Raw genomic sequence first — 19,850 nt, 5'->3', positions numbered from 1 at the left:
GCACGTAATTTATATTTCACATTTTGGGTCAATTTTAACACCAATTGATTGAAGGAACTTGCTTGGGCTTTTGTAGCCTAATCCGCCATGAATTCTTTCGAAATTATAAAATTTCTTCCATCTCAACATTGTTTGTTTATAATCTTTTATATTCTCAAATTCAAATCGCTGACAAACAGTACCGCATCGACTCTCCGATTTCCATAATTGAATGATATGACTCAAAATGAGCATTTTGTTCTGGTGTTGCAGGTTTGGTAAACATTTGAATAATGCCCTTTTTTCATAAGTACTCTTGTAAAATTGTTGCTTTAAAGCGTAGATTGCCCCCGTGCGATTCGTTATTAAATCTGACGATAAATTGTTGAGGCATAGGGTTATTTAAAATTTGAATTAATAAAGGGTCTTACTAGCATTTTATACCATGCTTCGGGTTGTTGTACACTTTCAGGATATTGATCTAAACCAAACTTTAGTTCCTCTTTTTTGAGGGTATAAAAGGTCTTAAACATCCTGTCCCAAATACTGAAAAGATCGCCGTAATTGCTGTCTGTGTATGGCCTAACATAGTGGTGATGTACCTGATGCATGTTGGGTGTCAATACCAAAAATGAGAGAATCCTGTCTGTTTTTTCGGGCAATCTCAAGTCGGCATGAATGATAATTTTGCTGATAATCTGAATAAACTGATGCAAACTGATGATCCAAAGGGCTGGCCCTAAAAACGACACTGCCAAAACATAATGTCCAAGTCTAATCATGGTTTCAAATGGATGCTCGCGAAGTGACGTGCTGACATTAAGGTGGCTGTCTGAATGATGCACCGAATGAAAACGCCAAAGCACCGGAATTTTGTGCATTAAAAAATGATATAACCAATAGGTAAAATCAAGGAAAATAAAAGCAAAAAGAATATTCAAATAGCCTGATTTGAAGTTTAAATAAGGTATCAAACCGATATTGTTAGCGTTTTCAAACAATATTATCTTCAAAAAAACTACACTTACCAAAACCTGAATCACGGCTCCTGAAAGCGAAAAAAGGAAATTATTGAGTACATGTTTTTTCTTCGGAAAAAAGCTACTATCTGAGACGTAATATTCCAAAAACCAACACACTAAAAACACAGCCACGAATATTCCCGATTGAATATTTTGGTGATTTTGATTGAAAAAATTAAAGATTGTATTCATTTCTAAAAATATTAAAAAAATAATAGGTCAAGTATCTGACTAACTGAAACTTACTCCAATGAAACCAACTCACTTTTATTTGAACTTTCCGAACTATAAATAAGTTTTTTGAGGTTTTGAATGGTTTTCACGGGGCCTTCGTCAAGGGCCATATTTACCATCCACGAGGGTATGTTCCCACCCGGATTTGAGCTAAACTCATATTCGCCTTTTATATTGTTCCCATTGGGCGTAAACGTCCACTTTGAGTTAAATTTGGTCATTCTTACATATCCTTTTTCTAGTGGCACCAAACTCGAATTGGCATTAGAAACCGAATGAACAACTTTGGTTTTGGGGTCTTGCGTTATGTGTGTGTGTATCACGATATCTCTGTCAGAAAGCGGCCACGGAAAATCAATTTTGTTGTAATAGTTTAAATCTTGAGCTGACTGCCTACTCACTTCTTTAGATTTTACCGCTCCATATACCCATTTTGGATAATTTTCTACATCAGTCAAAACCGAGATTATCGCATTCATGGAAGCATTAAAACTTGTGGTAATTTTCACTTCTTTTATGTCCGACCCTTCCACGGTTTTATAATACACTTTTACGCCGTTACTTTCTTTCACAAACTTCCAGTTTGTATTCTGTGGGAAAGCTTGTAAAGTTCCTATAAAAAGATATGTAAAAAAAATATTTTAAAAAATGACATCATTCCTCTAAGTATATTAAAAAGTTAAAAAAACATGTATTTATATATTTTAATAAATAATCAATATTATTTTTTGCGTTATTAATATTGAAAGTTTTACGAAACTATTTATTGTTTATACTAATACAGTTAGTTGATTTTCGAATCTCCGAGTGCCTAATTTCTCCACCACTAGTACCTGCGTATTTGGCTAAAACGACATTTGTAATTGCAATGATTAAAATAAGCGTAACCAAAAACTTTGCAATTTTAATGCTTTTAACTTCAGCGATTAGGGCTATGAGTGAAATTAAGCCTAATATTATTGTTACTATGAAAAATTTCTCTGCTAGTTCTTCATGTCTATGAATAAGTGTTTCACTAATGCCAGAGATGTTTTCTATTGCTTCATCTGCACCTTCGCCAGAAAAGAAAGCAAGAGCAGATGCGAATGCACTGAAAATAAAAATCCCGAAAGCGGTTAACTTAATATCTGACTTATTGAGCAATAAGCCAGATATTAATACCAAAAGACCAATCAAAATGCCCACTATGGGCAAATGATTAACAATCAAATGAAAATGAGCGTTGTTCATGGTTATTCTGTTATTAGGTTAAATGCTCCTTTAGTAAGAAATTGTGTGTTTTCGTCAAAGTCCATAGCGTTAAGCACTTCAACAAAGCCATCATTCGTTGCCCCAACTTTAATCTCTTTTTTGACGAATGTATAGCCTTTATTGGATGAATTGCTAAGTACTAGTGCAAAGTATTTTCCGTCAATTTCTACTAAGGCATCTTCAGGCAAAGCCAGTTTTTGAGAACTAGTAGCATAAATTTCAGCTTCGACATACATGCCGGGATTAAACTTATTTGACATGTTTGTGCCTTCTAAGTGACCATGAATCCCAACCGTTCTATCCTTAGTGTCTATTGTTTTATTTACTAGGTGAACGCTTGCATCATAGCTATTACTTTTGTCTTCTTGTATTCTAAATTTAATAGCCTGGCCTAATTTCACTTTTAAAAGATCTTTTTCGAAAATTTTTAACTCAAGGTGTAGCTCGTCGGTATTTACTATATTAATAGCTGTTTGTGAGGTATTTAGAAAGGCTCCCTTTGAAATATCAACTTGGGTTACATATCCACTAATAGGTGAGTTTACAATTATTGTTGAGCGAATATTATCTAGTGTTAGTAAATTGGCATTTATATTCATTAGAGCTAATTTTTTACTAAGAGACTGCATTCTTACTTTGGTAACCATATAATCGGACTCTGATTTTAGAAATGTCTTTTGAGAGGAAACGTTATCTTGTGATAGATTTTTTTGCCTTTCAAAATCAGACTGTAAGTAAATTAACTGTCCTTTCGCCTCTAAGAAATCTTGTTGAAGTTGAACGAACTCTGGATTTTCTAAAGTAAATAATAATTGCCCTTTTTTCACCCTTTCGCCAGGTAATAGCTTTATTTCCTTCACAGTACCACTATAGTAAGAACTAACAGAAACTCGGTTTTCGGGTGGAACATCAAACATCCCTGTCGCTTTAACAACCTCATGGAAATCCTTTAATTCTTTCTTCCCAAGAGACATTTTTGAAGACTCAAATTGCAACTTCGTAAGTTCAATTGTTTTATTTTTTAATTCTTGTACAACAGCTTCCTCCTTTGTACCTTTAATATCTGATTTTGTGGAACAAGAGGTCATTGCTTGAATGAGAATACCCATTAGGACAATTGCAGCATATTTTTTCATATTTTTTTTGTTATAATTTTTCAATGTTAGTTTATTAAGAAGTTCACCTCCAGGGCCGTCATATTATACTGGAAGAGTGATTTTAGATAGTTTGATTCAATTGTTTTCGCATTTTCTAATAGTTGTATGTATTGAAGAAAATTTATTTCTCCATTTTTATAAGCTTCATTGGCGTAGAAAAGGGTTTCTTTTGAAAGTTTATTACCTGTAGATTCATAGTAGTTTAAACCTTCATCATATTGCCTTATATCCGATAATAAGGCTTCGTATTTTGATTGTAGCTGTAGTTTGTAGTTGTCACTTTCTGTCATGAGAATATTTTCACCGATTCTGGCAGCTGCAATTTTTGAATTCTGACTGCCACGCCACAATGGAATTGCCACGCCTAGCTGTACACCTGTATAAAACTGTTTCCCTATCCCATTATTAAGGCCTTGAAAAAGTGAGGCATTGATGTCTGGTAAAAGCTTTTGCTTCTCTAGTTTTTGTAGATGTTGAGAAAGGTTTAATGCATCATTAAAGTAGCCAATTGTGGGATGCAATTCATAGTCAAAAGTCTTTAATTGAACTCTTTTGAGTTGTTGGTCACTAATAATGTAGCTTGTATCTACCTGTAACCATTGGTTGAGCACAATATAATTTCTCTTTATGCTTTCCGCTATTTGACTAAGCTGTATTGAAATCTCTTTCTTCTTAGTTTCTGCGGTTAACTTCTCCAAATAGTTAGATTCTCCCTGCTCAAACCTTCTTACTGCAGCTGTTTCAAATGAAGTATAAAGACTATCGAGGTAATGATAGTTTTTAAGTATTTGTTGCCAATACACTATTTCATAATATACTTTCTGCACTTCTTTACTAAGCATAAGTTTATCTATTTGATATTGATCTTTAGATAATTGAGACTTACCCTCTAATATCTTTCGCTGTGTACCATAAACAGTGGGAAACATAAAGGCTTGACTTACGCCAAAAACACTTAAAGCACGATTGTTGGGAGCAATGTTATTTTGATCTCTATTAAAATAGAAATCTGTTTTTCCAATATCTTTTGCACTACCAATTAATTGTACGTTTTGGTCAATTCGTTGTGATGAAGCTCTTAGCCCTAAATTATTTTCTAGAGCAATTTTTACAGCTTGGTCAGCCGATATTTCATTCTTTTGGCTTTGGGCCATATAAGGAAAGCCAAAGAACATTAAAATCATCAAGGCAGAGACCGGAATTTTAATCTTTGGAATTTTGCCCTTTCTATCAAAGAGTGCATATAATACTGGTAAAACGATAAGTGTAAGGGCTGTTGCTGATATGAGTCCACCTACCACTACAGTTGCCAATGGCCGCTGAACTTCGGCCCCAGCCGAGGTTGATATAGCCATAGGTAAGAAACCCAGTGCAGCAGCAGCTGCTGTTAAAAGTACGGGTCTTAACCTGTTTTTAGTCCCTAGCAGTATTCGTTTATTGATGTCGTCTTCACCATGAGCTTTGAGTTCCTTAAACTCTTCAATAAGTACAATCCCATTTAAAACTGCAATTCCAAACAAGGCTATAAAACCTACTCCTGCCGAAATACTAAATGGCAAATCACGCATGTAAAGAAACATAACACCCCCAACGGCAGACATAGGAATAGCACTGTAGATAATGAGGGCTTCTTTTACAGAGTCAAAAGCAAAATACAAAAGCACAAAAATCAAAATAAGTGCAATGGGTACGGCAATCATCAATCTGGCTTTGGCAGTTCTTAGGTTTTCAAATTGACCACCATACTCCACAGTGTAGCCCGTGGGCAGCTTTACTTTTGAGTCAATAATTTGCTGTACGTCTTTTACAACAGACTCTAAATCACGGTTTCTAACATTTACTCCTACTACAATTCTTCTTTTAGTGTTGTCTCTAGAAATTTTTGCTCGTGCTTTAGTATATGAAATGGTGGCAAACTCGCTCAAAGGAAGTTGGCTACCATTGGGTAATTGTACTGTAGCTGTTTCTATATCTTGTATGTCGCCATGGTGTTCTTTATCGAACCTAACAACTAAGTCAAATTGCTTTTCGCCTTCAAATACCATTCCTGCAGATTTCCCAGCAAAGCCAAGGGTAATAATATTGTTAAGGTCTTCCACATTTAAACCGTATTTGGCAATTTTACGTCTATCATATTTTACAGTCATTTGAGGTAGTCCGGCAACTTTCTCTACGATTATATCTGCGGCTCCATCTACTCCTTGAATAGCTTTTTCAATTTCAACGGCTTTTTTATAAATGATATCTAAGTCTTCACCAAAAACCTTTATGGCCAAGTCGGCACGCACACCTGTAATAAGCTCATTGAATCTCATTTCAATAGGCTGTGTAAATTCAAAATCAACCCCAGGTATTTCGGACAAAGCTTCTTTAAATTTATCTGCTAGCTCATCTTTACTTTCTGCCGAAACCCATTCTTCCTTTGGCTTTAGTTTAATAATTACATCGCTTTCTTCCATAGACATTGGGTCAGTGGGTAACTCAGCTGCTCCAATTCTACTCACAACTTGCTCTACTTCAGGAAACCTTTTAAGTATACTTTCAATTCTTGTTGTAGCTAAAACTGTGTTACTTAAGGATGTACCTGTTTTTAATACAGGTTGTAAAACAAAATCACCTTCATCTAGAGTCGGTACAAATTCTCCACCCATTCTTGTAAAAAGAAAACCTACGGCTAATAGTAGAATGCCACCTAAGCTCAACACAAGTTTTTTACTTTCAAGTGCCCAGGTAATGATAGGTTTATATTTGTTTTCTAAAAAACTTATAAGGCGAGATGAAATTGTCTTTTTTGTTGGGTCACCTGGCTTTATAAATATAGATGCCATTACAGGAACGTAGGTAAAACACAAAATCATTGCTCCAATAAGTGCAAAGCAGAATACCATAGCCATAGGTGTAAACATTTTACCCTCAACACCTACCAAAGATAGTATAGGGATAAACACTATTATGATAATGAGTTGGCCAAAGACCGCCGAATGCATCATCTTACTTGCTCCCAATTGGGTGATATTGTCAATAAAGCTTTGCCTTTCCTTCTTTGGCATTGCCATTAACTGAGCTCCTTCTGATGTGATTTTAAAGGCAATGAATTCTACAATAATAACTGCTCCATCTATGATAATTCCAAAATCAATAGCACCAAGGCTCATTAAGTTAGCATCAACTCCAAAAATATACATGAGTGATAAAGCAAAGAGTAAACACATAGGTATAACAGAGGCCACTACTAAACCAGAACGAAAGTTACCAAGTAGTAGTACCACCACAAAAATCACTATTAAACAACCCAAGATGAGGTTTTCTGCTATTGTAAAAGTTGTTTTGTTTATAAGTTCGCTTCTCTCTAAAAAGGGGTTAATACTAATCCCTGGAGGAAGAGAAGGGGAGATTTGAGCAACCCTTTCTTTAACTGCATCGATAACGCCTTTGGAGTTTCCTCCTTTTAGCATCATGACTTGCCCTAGTACCTTTTCGCCTTCTCCATTTCCAGTGATAGCACCAAAACGAGTAGCATGACCATAGCCAACTGTTGCAACATCTTTTACGAAAATGGGTACGCCATTTCGGTTTTCAACTACAATGTCTTCTATGTCTTCCAAAGAGCCCACAAGACCTTCCCCTCGAATGAAATACGCCTGATTGGTTTTTTCTATATAACCACCGCCAGCAACACTATTATTTTTTTCTAAAGCTGAAAATATTTGAGATATAGATAAATTTAAACTTCTTATTTTCTCTGGATTAAGTGCAACTTCATATTCTTTTAAATACCCTCCCCAAGTATTCACTTCCACCACTCCAGGTATTCCTGATAGTTGCCGCCTTACTACCCAGTCTTGTATGGTTCTAATATCGGATAAAGAATAATCATTTATATGAGCAGAATCTACTTCAATTACGTATTGATAAATTTCTCCTAAGCCCGTAGAAATAGGGCCCATAAAAGGTTTTCCAAAACCAGCTGGGATTTTAGATTCTGCAGCTTTTATTTTTTCTGCTATCAGCTGTCTAGGTAAAAAAGTACCTATTTTATCGCTAAAAACTACTGTAACAACAGATAAGCCAAATTTAGAAACTGAACGAATTTCTTTTACATCTGGCAAGTTGGCCATTTCTAGCTCTACAGGATAAGTGAGATATTTTTCAACATCCTCTGTGCCAAGGTTTCTAGAGGTAGTGATAATCTGTACTTGGTTGTTGGTTACATCAGGAACAGCTCCAATGGGAATTTCAGAAAGAGAATATAAGCCAAAACCTATAATCCCCAATGAAAATAGGAGTACTATTAACTTGTGATGAATACTGTATGAAATTATTCTTTCTAACATTGATACTAATGATTTTAATTATGCATCAAATGTAGAAGGGGTATCCTAAAGGTTTTCTCAAGCCTTTCTTAAGATTGGCTTAAGATTTTTAACTTAAGCTAGATTTACACCAAAAAGATGGCCAACAAGTGCTGTTAGTCCCATTGCAATTGAACCCCAGAATGTTACTCGTATAATGGCTTTTGAGACACTAGAACCTCCAGTTTTGGCAGCTAAAACACCTAAGATGATTAAGAAAAAAATGGCAAACCCATATAAATAATACTCCATTTGTTTTACAGGCATAAATAAAACTACCAGCAAAGGCAGAACACCACCTGCACAAAAAGCAGCACCCGATGCCCAAGCAGCTTGGAGTGGTTTAGCTTGACTTACATCGTTTATGCCTAGTTCATCTCTCATGTGGGTTCCTAAAGCGTCATATTCTGTCAATTCTTTTGCTACAATAACGGCTGTTTTTCTACTTAATCCACGTTGCTCGTAAATTTCAGTTAGCCGTTCTAATTCAAATTCTGGCATTACTTTAAGCTCTTTAATTTCTCTATCCTTGTCAGCTTTTTCCACGTCTGTTTGCGAACTTACAGAAACGTATTCGCCAGCTGCCATAGACAAGGCACCTGCAACCAAACCTGCTAGGGTGGCCAAAATAATTGGTTCTCGTAAATCACTTGCAGCTGCAACACCTATTGCCAAACTAGCTGTTGATAATATACCGTCATTTGCACCCAATACTGCAGCTCTTAACCAATTACTACGATGGATGTAATGGTTATCTAAATAATTATCATTTGATGCTTTCATTCTTATTTTATATTAATTAAAACTTTATTGACTAAATCACGAGGTATTTTGAAATTTCTTAAGTGCTAAAAAGTGATTGTAACTGTTGTTCCTTTTCCTAAAACACTTTCAATGTTTATGTTCGTATTTATAGCATCTGCACACTTTTTAACTATAGAAAGCCCTAGTCCATTACCCACAATTTGTTTATGATTAAGTGCATCTGACCTAAAAAAACTATCATAAACATTGGCTAAATCTTCTTGTTTAATTCCACATCCATAATCTTGAATAGTACATTGGACCTTAAAATCTAATTCATCAATATTTATATTAATTTCTGAATTTTCATTTGAGTATTTAATAGCATTGCTGAGCAAGTTTTCGATGATAAGTTCAGTATAATATTGTGGCACCATAAGCTTTTTGCTAGGGCTAAATAGAAAATTAATTTTAAGATTTTTATCGCGTATTTGACTTTTAAACCGCTCCAAGGTTTTATCCAAAATCCGAGGCAGAGCTACCATAATTTTATCTTTTGGAGTTGAATTAGACTCCAAACGTGCTAACAGCAGTAATTGCTCTAGTGTGCTAGCCATTTTGTTAATTTCAGTGAGGCTAAATTTAATTTTATCTACATACTCCTCCTGGCTTCTGGGTTTTCTAATGAGTACTTCTAGGGTTCCTCTTAAAGACGCCAAAGGAGTTCGCAACTCGTGAGAGGCATCAGAGGTAAACTGCTTTTCTCTCTCAAGTGTATTTTCTATTCTATCTAGCAAAGAATTAAAGCTAGTGGCAAGTACATAAATTTCATCTTTATTTTGAGGAAGGTCTACCCTTTCTTTAAGATTGGACTTAGTGATGCGGGTTATAGTTTCAGTTACCTGCTTAACTGGGCTAATACTTTGCCCAGATAAATATCTTGAAATAAAATAGAGCCCCAACAAAGTCAGAAAATAAGAAACTATTAAAACGTTTCTTAGCTTAAAAAGCGTTGATATTGCTGACTCTGAAGAAATTGCAGCAATAATATACCCTTTTATTTTCCCGTCTTGTTCTATAGGAAGTTGTAATTGTCTTATTGCACGTTGGCTTATTTGAGAATTGAAATGCCCCCCAAATTCAGCATTCTTGAATGTTAGAAAGTCTTGTTTGAGGTTTGGTGATTTTTCTGTAATTCTTCCTTTTTTATCAATCAACTGAACAAAAACTGGGTTAACTTGAACTTCTCGATGCTCTCGTTCTTCCCATTCCGCTTTGTTGTTAAATTTGATGCTGTCCTCATTAATTTTTATTTCATTCGTATGTTTTTGAGCTTCAAAAGATAGGTCGCTATCTAAATTTCTAAAAACAGACTCATTAACCACAAAGTATATGGCAACAAAAGCTATTGCCATAATAATAGAAGTAGCAATCATAAAGTGAAAAGCAACTCTATTTTTAAAACTTAAACTCATATTTCTTTTGCGATATAGCCTACTCCACGAACAGTTTGTATATAATTTTCTTCTTCAGTCAAATACAACTTTTTCCGTAAAGCATTAATATAAACATCTATAACACCGGTGTTGTAGTCAAAATGTATGTCCCATACACTCTCAATTATTCGAGACCTACGACAAACTTTACCTTTATTTCTAATTAGGAATTCTAAAAGGGCAAACTCTTTTTGAGTTAAATTCACCTCTTGCCCATCTTTATGAACTTGATACGTTTCTGTATTCAAAGATATATTGCCTAAAACAAAAATGGAATGGGCACCAGACTTTGGCCTAAGTTGAACTTTTACACGTTCCAAGAGTTCTTCAAAATGGAAAGGTTTTTTTATAAAGTCATTTGCACCTGACTGTAGCCCAAAAACTGTTTCGTCAAGGGTATCTTTTGCGGTTAAAAATATAATTGGTGTTTCTGTAAACGCTTTCCTAAATTGTCTACAAATCTCAATACCGCTAAGCCCTGGTAACATCCAATCCAAAAGTAACAAATCATATTCACCCGAGAGTGCCATTTGTAAACCTGTTTTACCGTCATATGCTATATCTACAGCATAAGACTCCTCCTCAAGCCCTTGCTTTAGGAAGGACGAAATACCAGGCTCATCTTCTACAATTAAAATTCTCATGCTACAAATATCTAAATAAAATTATTAAACAATATTTAAGAAATTCTTAAGATTAGCTTAAGATTGTATAAGGTAATATTTGAAGTGTTTATTTTAATACTGTCTTAAACGCAATTACTTTGGTCACGCACGTAATTTATATTTCCCATTTTGGGTCAATTTTAACACCAATTGATTGAAGGAACTTGCTTGGGCTTTTGTAGCCTAATCCGCCTTGAATTCTTTCGAAATTATAAAATTTCTTCCATCTCGTCATTGTTTGTTTAAAATCTTTTATATTGTCAAATTCAAATCGCTGACAAACAGTACCGCATCGGCGGACCGATTTCCATAATTAAATGATATGACTCAAAATGAGCATTTTGTTCTGGTGTTGCAGGTTTGGTAAACTCCTGAATAACGCCCTTTTTTATTAAGTACTCTTGTACAATTGTTGCTTCAAAGCAAAAGGTCGCCCCCGTGTGATCCGTTGTCATTTCTGACGATGAATTGTTTAGGCATAGGATAAGTATTAAAAACCTGCTCGAATAGGTTAATTACATCTTCTGATTTAATTGAATTTGCCATATATTGTCCTAATTGCCATCTTGAATCTACGTCTAAAATCGTCAATACTTGTGCGTTTCTGTGTGTGCCTTGAATGTAAACATATTTAATATCAAACTCTAAAAAGCTAAAATCACTTTGAACGTTTGGAACCAAATCTTTTACCCAATTCCTATTTGTCTTTTTAGATTTACTTCGTTGAAATTTTAATAAATTATGCTCTTTCATAAGCTCATAAGTTCTATAAGCCCCAATCTTCAAGCCTTTTTCTTGGTTTAAGTAACTATATGTTTTGTAATAGCCATAATCAACGTACTCCCCATTTAATAGTATTTTGATTTCTTTTATCACAAAATTTAAGTCATGCTTATTATCCTCAATGTCGTATACAAATCGAGATGCCTTTTATCCGGTCTCGTCCCAGTACCAGCAGAGGAATAATAATAGCTATTTCATGATAGTCCAGCATGTTTCAATACCAAGTGTTTAGGCTTACCTTGCTCCAAAAACTCATCAATTACCATGATTTTCATTTCTTTATTGATTGACTTTTTTTAAAAGGGAATCCTTAATCTGAATAGCTAATTCTTTCTCAGCCACAATACTTTTTAGAACTTCATTTTCATGACGTAACAACTTTAGTTCTCGCTCCGAATCAGTTTTCGCTCCCGATTGCAAACCACTTTTATCCAGTTTCTCTAACTTCTCTTTCCAATTGTAAATAATCACTGTTGAAACCCCAAACTCGCTGGAAGCTTCACTACCGACATGTTGAATAGAATGAACAACTATTTTCTTCTTCTCTGGATGCGATTATGTTTTTCGATGCTATGACATACACAAATCTAATTAATTGTTAACTTAGTTTTGTGTCAATGTTTTAATCGAACTATTAGCTTACCGCTATCTTCATACTTAATAATAAAATCCTATTGAAAATTAATAAAAACGCTGTCTCAAAATAAATTGAGACAGACTATTCAATTAATAATTGTTTAACACCGTTTATATTTTAGCGGAAACACTTAAACCCAAACCTCTCCCATCGGAAGCCCAGATGCCTGGGCCAGGGTAAAACTGTGGACGTTTTGTGAAATATTGCTTATTTAAGGCATTATTCAGATTGCCTTTTAGAATCCATTTTGTTGAAATTCTGTATGTAGCACTAAAATCTAAAATGCCGTATGAGGGTACCAAACCTACGCTTCCATTGGCACTTGGCTTTACGGTGTTCAGTGCGTCAGCAAAACTTTTTGCTGTGTAACTGTACAAGCTTGTTATGCTTAGTTTTTTAAATCTAAACGTTAGTCCATTTCTAGAAATAAGTCTTGGAGTGCTTTCTACATAATTTCCCTCAATATCGATATTTCTATCTCCTGACCTTATTTCAGCCCTTAAATATTTGGCATTCATGACAGAAGTAGATGTAAAAATCGAGAAGTTAGCTTTACTATTTATTCTTTCAAAATACTCAACAAAACTTTCAATTCCCCTTGTAAATGAATCTCCAATATTCGTCCTTAAAATTTGAAAATTACCGTTTTCATCGGTTTGAGCTAAAGTTCCGAGTCTGTTTTTGTATAAGAGCTGAAAATAAGTAAACTCCATTTTCATGTTTTCAAAATTGCCCTTATAGCCTATTTCGGCATTGTATCCATAGGCATCTTTAAGGTTATCTGATGTTTTTTCATAAATAGAGCCAGGCACTATATCTTTAAAAATCACGGGTCTATACGCTTGAGAAATTCCAGCATAAATATTCTGGTTTTGATTTATCAAATATTCAGTATTTACACCCAATAGAGGAAATTTATGAACGATCAGATTAGGTATTTTTGTTGGGTCCAAATAGCTAATAAAACCACTCATCTTCGACTCCCCTGATTCTATTCTTAAGCCTGGGTTTATCGACAACCTTTTTCCAAGACTAAGGTGATTTTCTATAAAAATAGCATAGTTTCGCGTCTTAAAATGCATATCTCTACCCCAATCACCCTCAATATTTAGGTCAAAGTCACTATGTGTACTTCCTTTTCCTTGTTGTCTTCGGTGTAAGTCATTGTTCATATATTGCACCCCACCTACAAGAATTGCACTTAAACCTGCTACTTTGTAAAAATGGAGCATTCTGAGCTCGGTAGTGTAACTGTGATAATTGTCAATATCTACTTGTCTATTGGCATATTGAAGTGTTATTGGGTCTATTTTATCTACTACGTCAGATGGTTTATCAAACATTACGCTACTGCGAGAGCCAAGTACAGCCGAGCTTACCAATGATAATTTAGTATTCGGATTTATATCGTAGTTTAAAGATATTGAGGGCACATAAATGTCCGGGCTATAGTAATTCCTGGACCTTATTGAGGCTTGTGGATGGGTCTTGAAAAGTGCATCGTTTTGAGGTCCAGCCAGTTGGAAAATGTATTTTGACCTCGAGAAATCTGCATTTATTGAGAATTTTGAACTTGGTCGGTAAGTGATCTGGGCAGATTGTGCTTGGTAATCGCTGTGGCTATTGTCTCGATACCCATCAGAAACTCTTTTGCTGATATATGCGTAATAGTTCACTTTGCCTATTTGTCCTCCAACGGCATTATAAGAACTCAAAAGCCCAAAAGAGCCAATGCTATTGGTACTTTGAAAATCAAACGCTTTCGTAGAATCACCACTTTTGCCGATATAATTGAGCATTCCACCAAACTGTGCCCCATACTGGAGTGATCCAGTACCTCTTATCAATTCAATATTTTGAATAGCCTCCATCGGCATAGAATAATGACTTGCCGGATAACCATAAATGTCGGTATTCGTCATTACGCCATCTTTTCTAATATTAAATTCCCAGCCGCGATGCGGATCTAAGCCTCGTGTCGAAATATTGATTTGATTTCCCGAACCATCCATGTCGTACACAAAAACACCCGGTACTTTTGCAAAAATTTGTCTAGGTGTTTTTTCCGCTATATTAGCATCTAAGCCTACTACATTTATTACTTCTGTCTTTTTGCCCGAATATAAAAATGTGCCTTTGGTCTTGGGCATGTTTTGAATATTGAATTTGTATTGTTGCTCAGATACATTTACCGCATCTAAGTAAAGAACTTTTGAAGAATCAGGCCTAATCTGTGAAAATGATTTTAAACAGACTATCAGACCTAATAAGGAAAAATATATTTTTTTCATTTTTAAGTATTGATTTTGAGAAGAATAAGTACATTTCTAATATTGTGCAAAATCATACCAAATTGATATACATAACACATATTTAGAGATTACAAAGACTCTTAAATAAGCTATTAATTTCTTTTCCTCACTCCTTTTAGAGAAAAGTGGATTGAGGTTTTATAAAAAACAAGATGTTTTTTATAAGTTTATCCTAAACTCAAAGAATCAGGGGGAAATAGATTGACTTCAATAGAAGGATTAGAATAAATTTCAGAAACGAAAACGCTTTTTTTAGGTTTAAATTCTATCCAAAACAAGGTTGTCAATACGAGGTTTTGCCTTAAATATTTTTTCGACATTTTCTTAAAAAACTCTAAAGCTTTTTGGGAGGAGCTATCTTTTTCTTTTGAAAAATCTTGTGTGATACTATTCTTAAAATTATTTATGATTGAAATAACATTTTCTCTTGAATAATTTACTGATAGGTAGTATGTTATGAGTGTATCACTTATGTATTCAAATATTGAAGATTGATAATATTCGCCTTCGTAAATAATGGTTTCTGGTTCAGAAATTTCTTGATTAAAATTTCCATTATAAGGCAAAGAAATAGGATATTTAAATATTAAAGTATCGCCTTTTATCTCAAGTTGTTTATGGCAGTTTAAACTTATTTCATTCTCCCAACAATTCCAAGCAGTTAATATTGAATACCCGATTACATTCAAGAATAGTAATCCTAAAAACAATATGGAAGAGAATTTTCTCAATAAAAACTTATTTTGTTAAAACTTTAGTCAATTTCAAATCTATGAATTTAAGAGTATGAAAAAAATGATATTTGGCATTTTTAGTTGAAAAACCATTAAAAAGTTAGCACAAATTTTCGGATAAAATCAATTGGACCTAAATTATTTAAGTAGGCTTACTAATACCAAGCTCATCACAAATAGCTTGAATTGTATACTTTTTGGAGTAGTAAATATCTTTAGCTATTTCTTGCTTTCTGTTTGAGAGGTTAGTTGGCCTCCCTCCTACCCGACCTCTTGTTGCCATTAGTCCGGGTTTTGTTCACTTTTAAATTGAGCTTCTTTCAAATTCGGATAATGATCCAAAAAGATGAAACACAAGCTTTCCTGTTGGTGTACAGGTGTCAATTCTTTCATGTAGACTTTTAAATGATACCTCTAGCGTCTCAAGTTCGGCCATCCAATTCAGCAGATCATTTAGGCTTCTTCCCAGCCTATCCAATGTCCAAACAACCAAAGTATCTCCTTTGCGTAGGTGTTCCTTAAGTTTTTTTAGTTCAGGTCGGTCTGAAACTGTTCCTGAGATTTTATCTATAAATATTTTCTCACACCCCGCGATTTTAAGGGCATCTGTTTGTAATTTGGGATTTTGGTCAAGGGTAGAAACTCTGGCGTAACCTACAAGCATAATGAAATTAGTGATTTTTAACAATTGCCATTTTTCTCTCCACAACACTTAAAACCTTTACTATTTTTCAATACTTCAGAATCAAAATGGTTTTATATAGTTCAATGTTAATTAAAATAATGCTGTTTTTGAAATTTTGATTGTATCTAGTTTATTAAAAATCAAACATTAAATGTTATAAATAATATAATAATAATTAAATTTTATATATTTGTGTAGATATGACACATATAAAATTTAATTTCCATTGAATGAAAGCTCTAGTTTGTACCAAACCGGGTTTGTTTGATTATCAAGAACTTCCACTTTTGGAAATAAAACCTGGTCATGCTATAATTCAAATAAAAAGAATTGGAGTTTGTGGAACGGACCTACATGCTTTTGAAGGAAATCAGCCTTTTTTTAATTATCCCAGAATTTTAGGCCACGAACTTTCAGGCGTTTTAATTGCAATTGATAATTTAAAAAATCAAGATGAGTTTACTGTTGGAGAATCAGTTACGATAATACCGTATTTTAACTGTAATAAATGCATAGTATGTCGCAATGGGAAAGCTAATTGTTGTTCGCAAATAGTTGTCTGCGGGGTGCATGCTGACGGAGGTATGGTGGAATACCTTTCAGTTCCAATTGATTCCTTAGTTCATGGCTATGGGTTAGGTTTAGATGAATTGGCATTATTAGAGCCATTGGCAGTTGGGGCTCACGGAATTCGCCGTGCAAAAGTCTATAAAGATGAATTTGTTCTAGTGATTGGAGCAGGTCCAATCGGTTTAGGAACTATGGAATTTGCCAAAATCGCAGGAGGGCAAGTTATAGCGTTAGATATCAATAAACACCGTTTGGCTTTTTGTAAAGAAAACCTTAGAATTCCTTTCATAATAAATGCTCTTTCAGATAATGTAACTGAGCAATTGATGGAAATAACCAATGGTGATATGCCAACTTTAGTTGTAGATGCTACTGGTAGCCAAAAAGCCATCAACAATGCTTTCCAATATTTAGCTCATGGAGGACGCTTTGTAATGATAGGGCTACAGAAAGGAGAAATAGCTTTTAGTCATCCTGAGTTTCATAAAAGAGAGGCGACTTTAATGAGCAGTAGAAATGCAACCCGAGCAGATTTCGAACATGTGATTGATAACCTGAACAGAAAACTTATAAATCCGACAAATTATATTACGCATATAGCGAAGTTTGACCAAGTGATTGAAAATTTTGAAAGCTGGTTAGATCCTAAAAACGGTGTAATAAAAGCGATGATTGAGATGTAAATGTTACTATAGAAATTTTCAATCGGTTTCAAAATTGATTTTAGCGATTTAGATATTCAACCTTAAAAATATGAAAAAGTCCTTAATAATTTGCCTATTATTAGTGTCTGTGGTGGCTTATGCTCAAAATAGTCAAAACCTGAAACTTTGGTACAACCAACCTTCTGGCACTACTTGGGAGAATGCCCTGCCCATAGGTAATGGTTTTTTGGGTTCCATGGTTTATGGGAATGTGCCTAATGAAACGCTGCAACTGAATGAAAATACCGTTTGGAGCGGTGGGCCAAATCGAAATGATAATCCTAAAGCATTGGAGGCTTTGCCAGAAATCAGAAAATTGATTTGGGAGGGTAATCACAAAGAAGCCGAAAAGCTGGCCAACGAAGCCATCATCAGCAAAAAATCTCATGGGCAGATGTTTCAGCCAGTCGGCAATCTGGAGCTCAGCTTTGCTGGGCACCAAAACTACCAAAATTATTACCGCGAACTAGACATTGAAAAAGCCATCTCCAAAACCACTTATGAAGTAGATGGAGTCACTTACACCCGTGAAACCTTTGCCTCTTTTGGCGATAGAGTGATAATGATGCGTATCTCGGCATCGAAGCCTTCAAATGTTTCATTTTCAGCCCATTATAGCAGTCTACATACAAGAAAAAATGCGTCTGTCATAGGTAATAACCTCGTACTCAAAGGCAAAACCAGCGACCATGAAGTAGTAGAAAGTGTCCTAAATTTTGAGGCCATTACCCGCATTAAACTCGAGGGAGGAAAACTCAGCAAAACCGATACTTCTTTGACGGTGCAAAATGCTACTGCTGCTACCATTTTCATAGCCATGGCCACTAATTTCAATGCCTACAATGACGTGAGTGGCGATGCCAGCAAAAGAGCCAATTCCTGTCTAAATCAGGCTTTTCAAAAGTCATTTGCACTTCAAAAAAGTAAGCACATAGCTGGGTATCAAAAGTATTTCAATCGGGTGAAAATAAACTTGGGAGAAACATCTGAGATGAATAAACCGACCGATGAGCGTTTGCGGAATTTCAATTCGGTCAACGACCCTCAGATGGTCTCACTATACTATCAATATGGCCGGTATTTGCTCATTTCCTCTTCGCAACCGGGTGGACAGGCGGCCAATCTTCAAGGTATTTGGAACAACCGAATCAAGCCACCGTGGGACAGCAAATACACGATCAACATCAATGCAGAGATGAATTATTGGCCGGCAGAGAAAACCAATCTATCCGAGCTGCATCAGCCTTTCTTGCAAATGGTGAAAGAACTCTCCATCACTGGTCAAAAAACGGCCAAAGATATGTATGGTGCCCGAGGCTGGATGGCCCATCACAATACAGATATTTGGAGAGCTACGGGGGCTATTGATGGTGCCTTCTGGGGCATGTGGACCGCTGGTGGTGGCTGGGTAAGTCAGCATCTTTGGGAGCATTATTTATACACTGGTGACAAGTCCTTTTTGACTGAAATCTACCCAATATTGAAGGGTGCAGCCCTTTTCTATGTTGATTTTCTTGTGGAGCATCCCAAAAATCACTGGCTGGTGGTAAATCCAGGAAATTCGCCTGAAAACGCTCCAGCTGCACACGATGGCTCTTCCCTCGATGCGGGTGTCACGATGGACAATCAGATCGTTTTTGATGTGTTTAGTAAGGCCATTAATGCAGCTCAAATTCTTAAAAAAGATGCATCTTTCGTAGATTCTCTTAAAACATTGAGAGAGAGACTGCCGCCTATGCATATTGGGCAGCACAATCAATTGCAAGAATGGCTCGATGACATAGATGATCCTAAGGACCAACACCGCCATATCTCGCACCTTTACGGTCTTTATCCTTCAAATCAAATTTCGGCTTATCGTACGCCCGAACTTTTTGAAGCTTCTAAAAACTCTCTGATTTATCGGGGAGATGTCTCAACAGGTTGGAGTATGGGCTGGAAAGTGAACTGGTGGGCCAAACTTCAAAATGGGAACCATGCCTATAAATTAATTCAAAATCAATTGACCCCCATTGGCAACGAAAGAGGCAGCGGCGGTACGTATAATAACCTTTTTGATGCTCATCCTCCATTCCAAATCGATGGAAATTTTGGCTGTACCTCGGGCATCACCGAAATGTTGATGCAAAGCAGCGATGGTGCCGTACACTTACTACCCGCCCTGCCAGATGTTTGGCCTTCTGGAAAAATTTCGGGCTTAAAGGCAATTGGAGGTTTTGAAATCGTTGAAATGGTGTGGGAAAATGCCAAATTGGTGAAATTGGTCGTAAAATCTCATCTCGGCGGAAATCTTAGACTACGTACACCGAATGAATTGAAGCAAAGCACAAGCATCAAACTAAACGAGGCAAATGGCAACAACCCTAATCCTTTTTATAGTTTAGACGAAACCGCCAAACCTTTGATTTCTGAAAAAGCAAGTATAAAAAGCCCAAGTTTGGCAGTAACTAAATTGTATGACATAGCCACGCAAAAAGGTCAAACAATCACTTTCTTAATTAAAAACTAACGAATTAAATAAAGAT

Annotated in this window: 16 protein-coding genes; 2 read left to right on the top strand and 14 right to left on the bottom strand. The window is 35.5% G+C overall.

Going from position 1 to position 19,850, the window contains the following annotated elements; translation table 11 throughout:
* Positions 1-377: 377 nt before the first annotated feature.
* The 14 genes from ACFOOI_RS21435 to ACFOOI_RS21370 all read right to left on the bottom strand — a co-directional run bounded on the left by ACFOOI_RS21435 (position 378) and on the right by ACFOOI_RS21370 (position 16,030).
* The gene (locus ACFOOI_RS21435; RefSeq protein ID WP_379840146.1) at positions 378-1,193 is read right to left on the bottom strand and encodes a sterol desaturase family protein; all 816 of its coding nucleotides are present in this window, start codon (positions 1,191-1,193) and stop codon (positions 378-380) included.
* 50 nt (positions 1,194-1,243) lie between these two features.
* The gene (locus ACFOOI_RS21430) at positions 1,244-1,852 is read right to left on the bottom strand and encodes an START domain-containing protein (protein ID WP_379840235.1); all 609 of its coding nucleotides are present in this window, start codon (positions 1,850-1,852) and stop codon (positions 1,244-1,246) included.
* Between the two features lie 142 nt (positions 1,853-1,994).
* Complete coding sequence (locus tag ACFOOI_RS21425) at positions 1,995-2,465, bottom strand: hypothetical protein (RefSeq protein ID WP_379840145.1); 471 nt, start codon at positions 2,463-2,465, stop codon at positions 1,995-1,997.
* Between the two features lie 2 nt (positions 2,466-2,467).
* The gene (locus tag ACFOOI_RS21420) at positions 2,468-3,646 is read right to left on the bottom strand and encodes an efflux RND transporter periplasmic adaptor subunit (protein WP_379840144.1); all 1,179 of its coding nucleotides are present in this window, start codon (positions 3,644-3,646) and stop codon (positions 2,468-2,470) included.
* Between the two features lie 2 nt (positions 3,647-3,648).
* Positions 3,649-7,977, bottom strand: coding sequence for a CusA/CzcA family heavy metal efflux RND transporter (locus ACFOOI_RS21415; RefSeq protein ID WP_379840143.1), 4,329 nt, complete (start codon positions 7,975-7,977; stop codon positions 3,649-3,651).
* Between the two features lie 93 nt (positions 7,978-8,070).
* Positions 8,071-8,778 (bottom strand): VIT1/CCC1 transporter family protein, encoded by a 708-nt coding sequence (locus ACFOOI_RS21410; protein ID WP_379840142.1) that lies wholly within the window; start codon positions 8,776-8,778, stop codon positions 8,071-8,073.
* Between the two features lie 65 nt (positions 8,779-8,843).
* A complete protein-coding gene (locus ACFOOI_RS21405) occupies positions 8,844-10,214 on the bottom strand; it encodes a sensor histidine kinase (RefSeq protein ID WP_379840141.1) in 1,371 nt (456 codons plus the stop codon).
* Positions 10,211-10,879, bottom strand: coding sequence for a response regulator transcription factor (locus ACFOOI_RS21400; protein WP_379840140.1), 669 nt, complete (start codon positions 10,877-10,879; stop codon positions 10,211-10,213). The genes ACFOOI_RS21405 and ACFOOI_RS21400 overlap by 4 nt, the downstream gene beginning before the upstream one ends.
* 438 nt (positions 10,880-11,317) lie before the next feature.
* Positions 11,318-11,776 carry an IS3 family transposase gene (locus tag ACFOOI_RS21395; protein WP_379840139.1) on the bottom strand — a complete coding sequence of 153 codons (459 nt, stop codon included), beginning with the start codon at positions 11,774-11,776 and terminating at the stop codon, positions 11,318-11,320.
* Between the two features lie 186 nt (positions 11,777-11,962).
* Positions 11,963-12,154 (bottom strand): hypothetical protein, encoded by a 192-nt coding sequence (locus tag ACFOOI_RS21390; protein ID WP_379840138.1) that lies wholly within the window; start codon positions 12,152-12,154, stop codon positions 11,963-11,965.
* 276 nt (positions 12,155-12,430) lie between these two features.
* Positions 12,431-14,611, bottom strand: a complete 2,181-nt coding sequence (locus ACFOOI_RS21385; protein WP_379840137.1) for a TonB-dependent receptor family protein — start codon at positions 14,609-14,611, stop codon at positions 12,431-12,433.
* Between the two features lie 188 nt (positions 14,612-14,799).
* Positions 14,800-15,342 (bottom strand): hypothetical protein, encoded by a 543-nt coding sequence (locus ACFOOI_RS21380; protein ID WP_379840136.1) that lies wholly within the window; start codon positions 15,340-15,342, stop codon positions 14,800-14,802.
* Positions 15,343-15,508: 166 nt separating this feature from the next.
* Positions 15,509-15,649, bottom strand: a complete 141-nt coding sequence (locus ACFOOI_RS21375) for a hypothetical protein (RefSeq protein ID WP_379840135.1) — start codon at positions 15,647-15,649, stop codon at positions 15,509-15,511.
* Positions 15,650-15,670: 21 nt separating this feature from the next.
* Positions 15,671-16,030, bottom strand: coding sequence for a recombinase family protein (locus ACFOOI_RS21370; protein ID WP_379840134.1), 360 nt, complete (start codon positions 16,028-16,030; stop codon positions 15,671-15,673).
* 251 nt (positions 16,031-16,281) lie between these two features.
* On the opposite strand from ACFOOI_RS21370, the gene ACFOOI_RS21365 reads away from it, so the two are divergent.
* Both ACFOOI_RS21365 and ACFOOI_RS21360 read left to right on the top strand, forming a co-directional pair.
* A complete protein-coding gene (locus ACFOOI_RS21365) occupies positions 16,282-17,304 on the top strand; it encodes a zinc-binding alcohol dehydrogenase family protein (RefSeq protein ID WP_379840133.1) in 1,023 nt (340 codons plus the stop codon).
* A 70-nt stretch (positions 17,305-17,374) separates the two neighbouring features.
* Positions 17,375-19,834, top strand: a complete 2,460-nt coding sequence (locus ACFOOI_RS21360; RefSeq protein WP_379840132.1) for a glycoside hydrolase family 95 protein — start codon at positions 17,375-17,377, stop codon at positions 19,832-19,834.
* Positions 19,835-19,850: the final 16 nt, after the last annotated feature.

Source organism: Lacihabitans lacunae, assembly GCF_042649125.1.
GTDB lineage: Bacteria > Bacteroidota > Bacteroidia > Cytophagales > Spirosomataceae > Leadbetterella > Leadbetterella lacunae.
The sequence above is the reverse complement of the archived record's forward strand: the minus strand, read 5'-3'. Positions and strand labels throughout refer to the sequence as shown.

Bases quoted from the DNA above. Each gene is read 5' to 3' on its own strand.
- ACFOOI_RS21435 (WP_379840146.1), bottom strand. From the start codon at position 1,193: ATGAATACAATCTTTAATTTTTTCAATCAAAATCACCAAAATATTCAA.
- ACFOOI_RS21425 (WP_379840145.1), bottom strand. From the start codon at position 2,465: ATGAACAACGCTCATTTTCATTTGATTGTTAATCATTTGCCCATAGTG.
- ACFOOI_RS21415 (WP_379840143.1), bottom strand. From the start codon at position 7,977: ATGTTAGAAAGAATAATTTCATACAGTATTCATCACAAGTTAATAGTA.
- ACFOOI_RS21410 (WP_379840142.1), bottom strand. From the start codon at position 8,778: ATGAAAGCATCAAATGATAATTATTTAGATAACCATTACATCCATCGT.
- ACFOOI_RS21405 (WP_379840141.1), bottom strand. From the start codon at position 10,214: ATGAGTTTAAGTTTTAAAAATAGAGTTGCTTTTCACTTTATGATTGCT.
- ACFOOI_RS21400 (WP_379840140.1), bottom strand. From the start codon at position 10,879: ATGAGAATTTTAATTGTAGAAGATGAGCCTGGTATTTCGTCCTTCCTA.
- ACFOOI_RS21385 (WP_379840137.1), bottom strand. From the start codon at position 14,611: ATGAAAAAAATATATTTTTCCTTATTAGGTCTGATAGTCTGTTTAAAA.
- ACFOOI_RS21375 (WP_379840135.1), bottom strand. From the start codon at position 15,649: ATGGCAACAAGAGGTCGGGTAGGAGGGAGGCCAACTAACCTCTCAAAC.
- ACFOOI_RS21370 (WP_379840134.1), bottom strand. From the start codon at position 16,030: ATGCTTGTAGGTTACGCCAGAGTTTCTACCCTTGACCAAAATCCCAAA.
- ACFOOI_RS21365 (WP_379840133.1), top strand. From the start codon at position 16,282: ATGAAAGCTCTAGTTTGTACCAAACCGGGTTTGTTTGATTATCAAGAA.
- ACFOOI_RS21360 (WP_379840132.1), top strand. From the start codon at position 17,375: ATGAAAAAGTCCTTAATAATTTGCCTATTATTAGTGTCTGTGGTGGCT.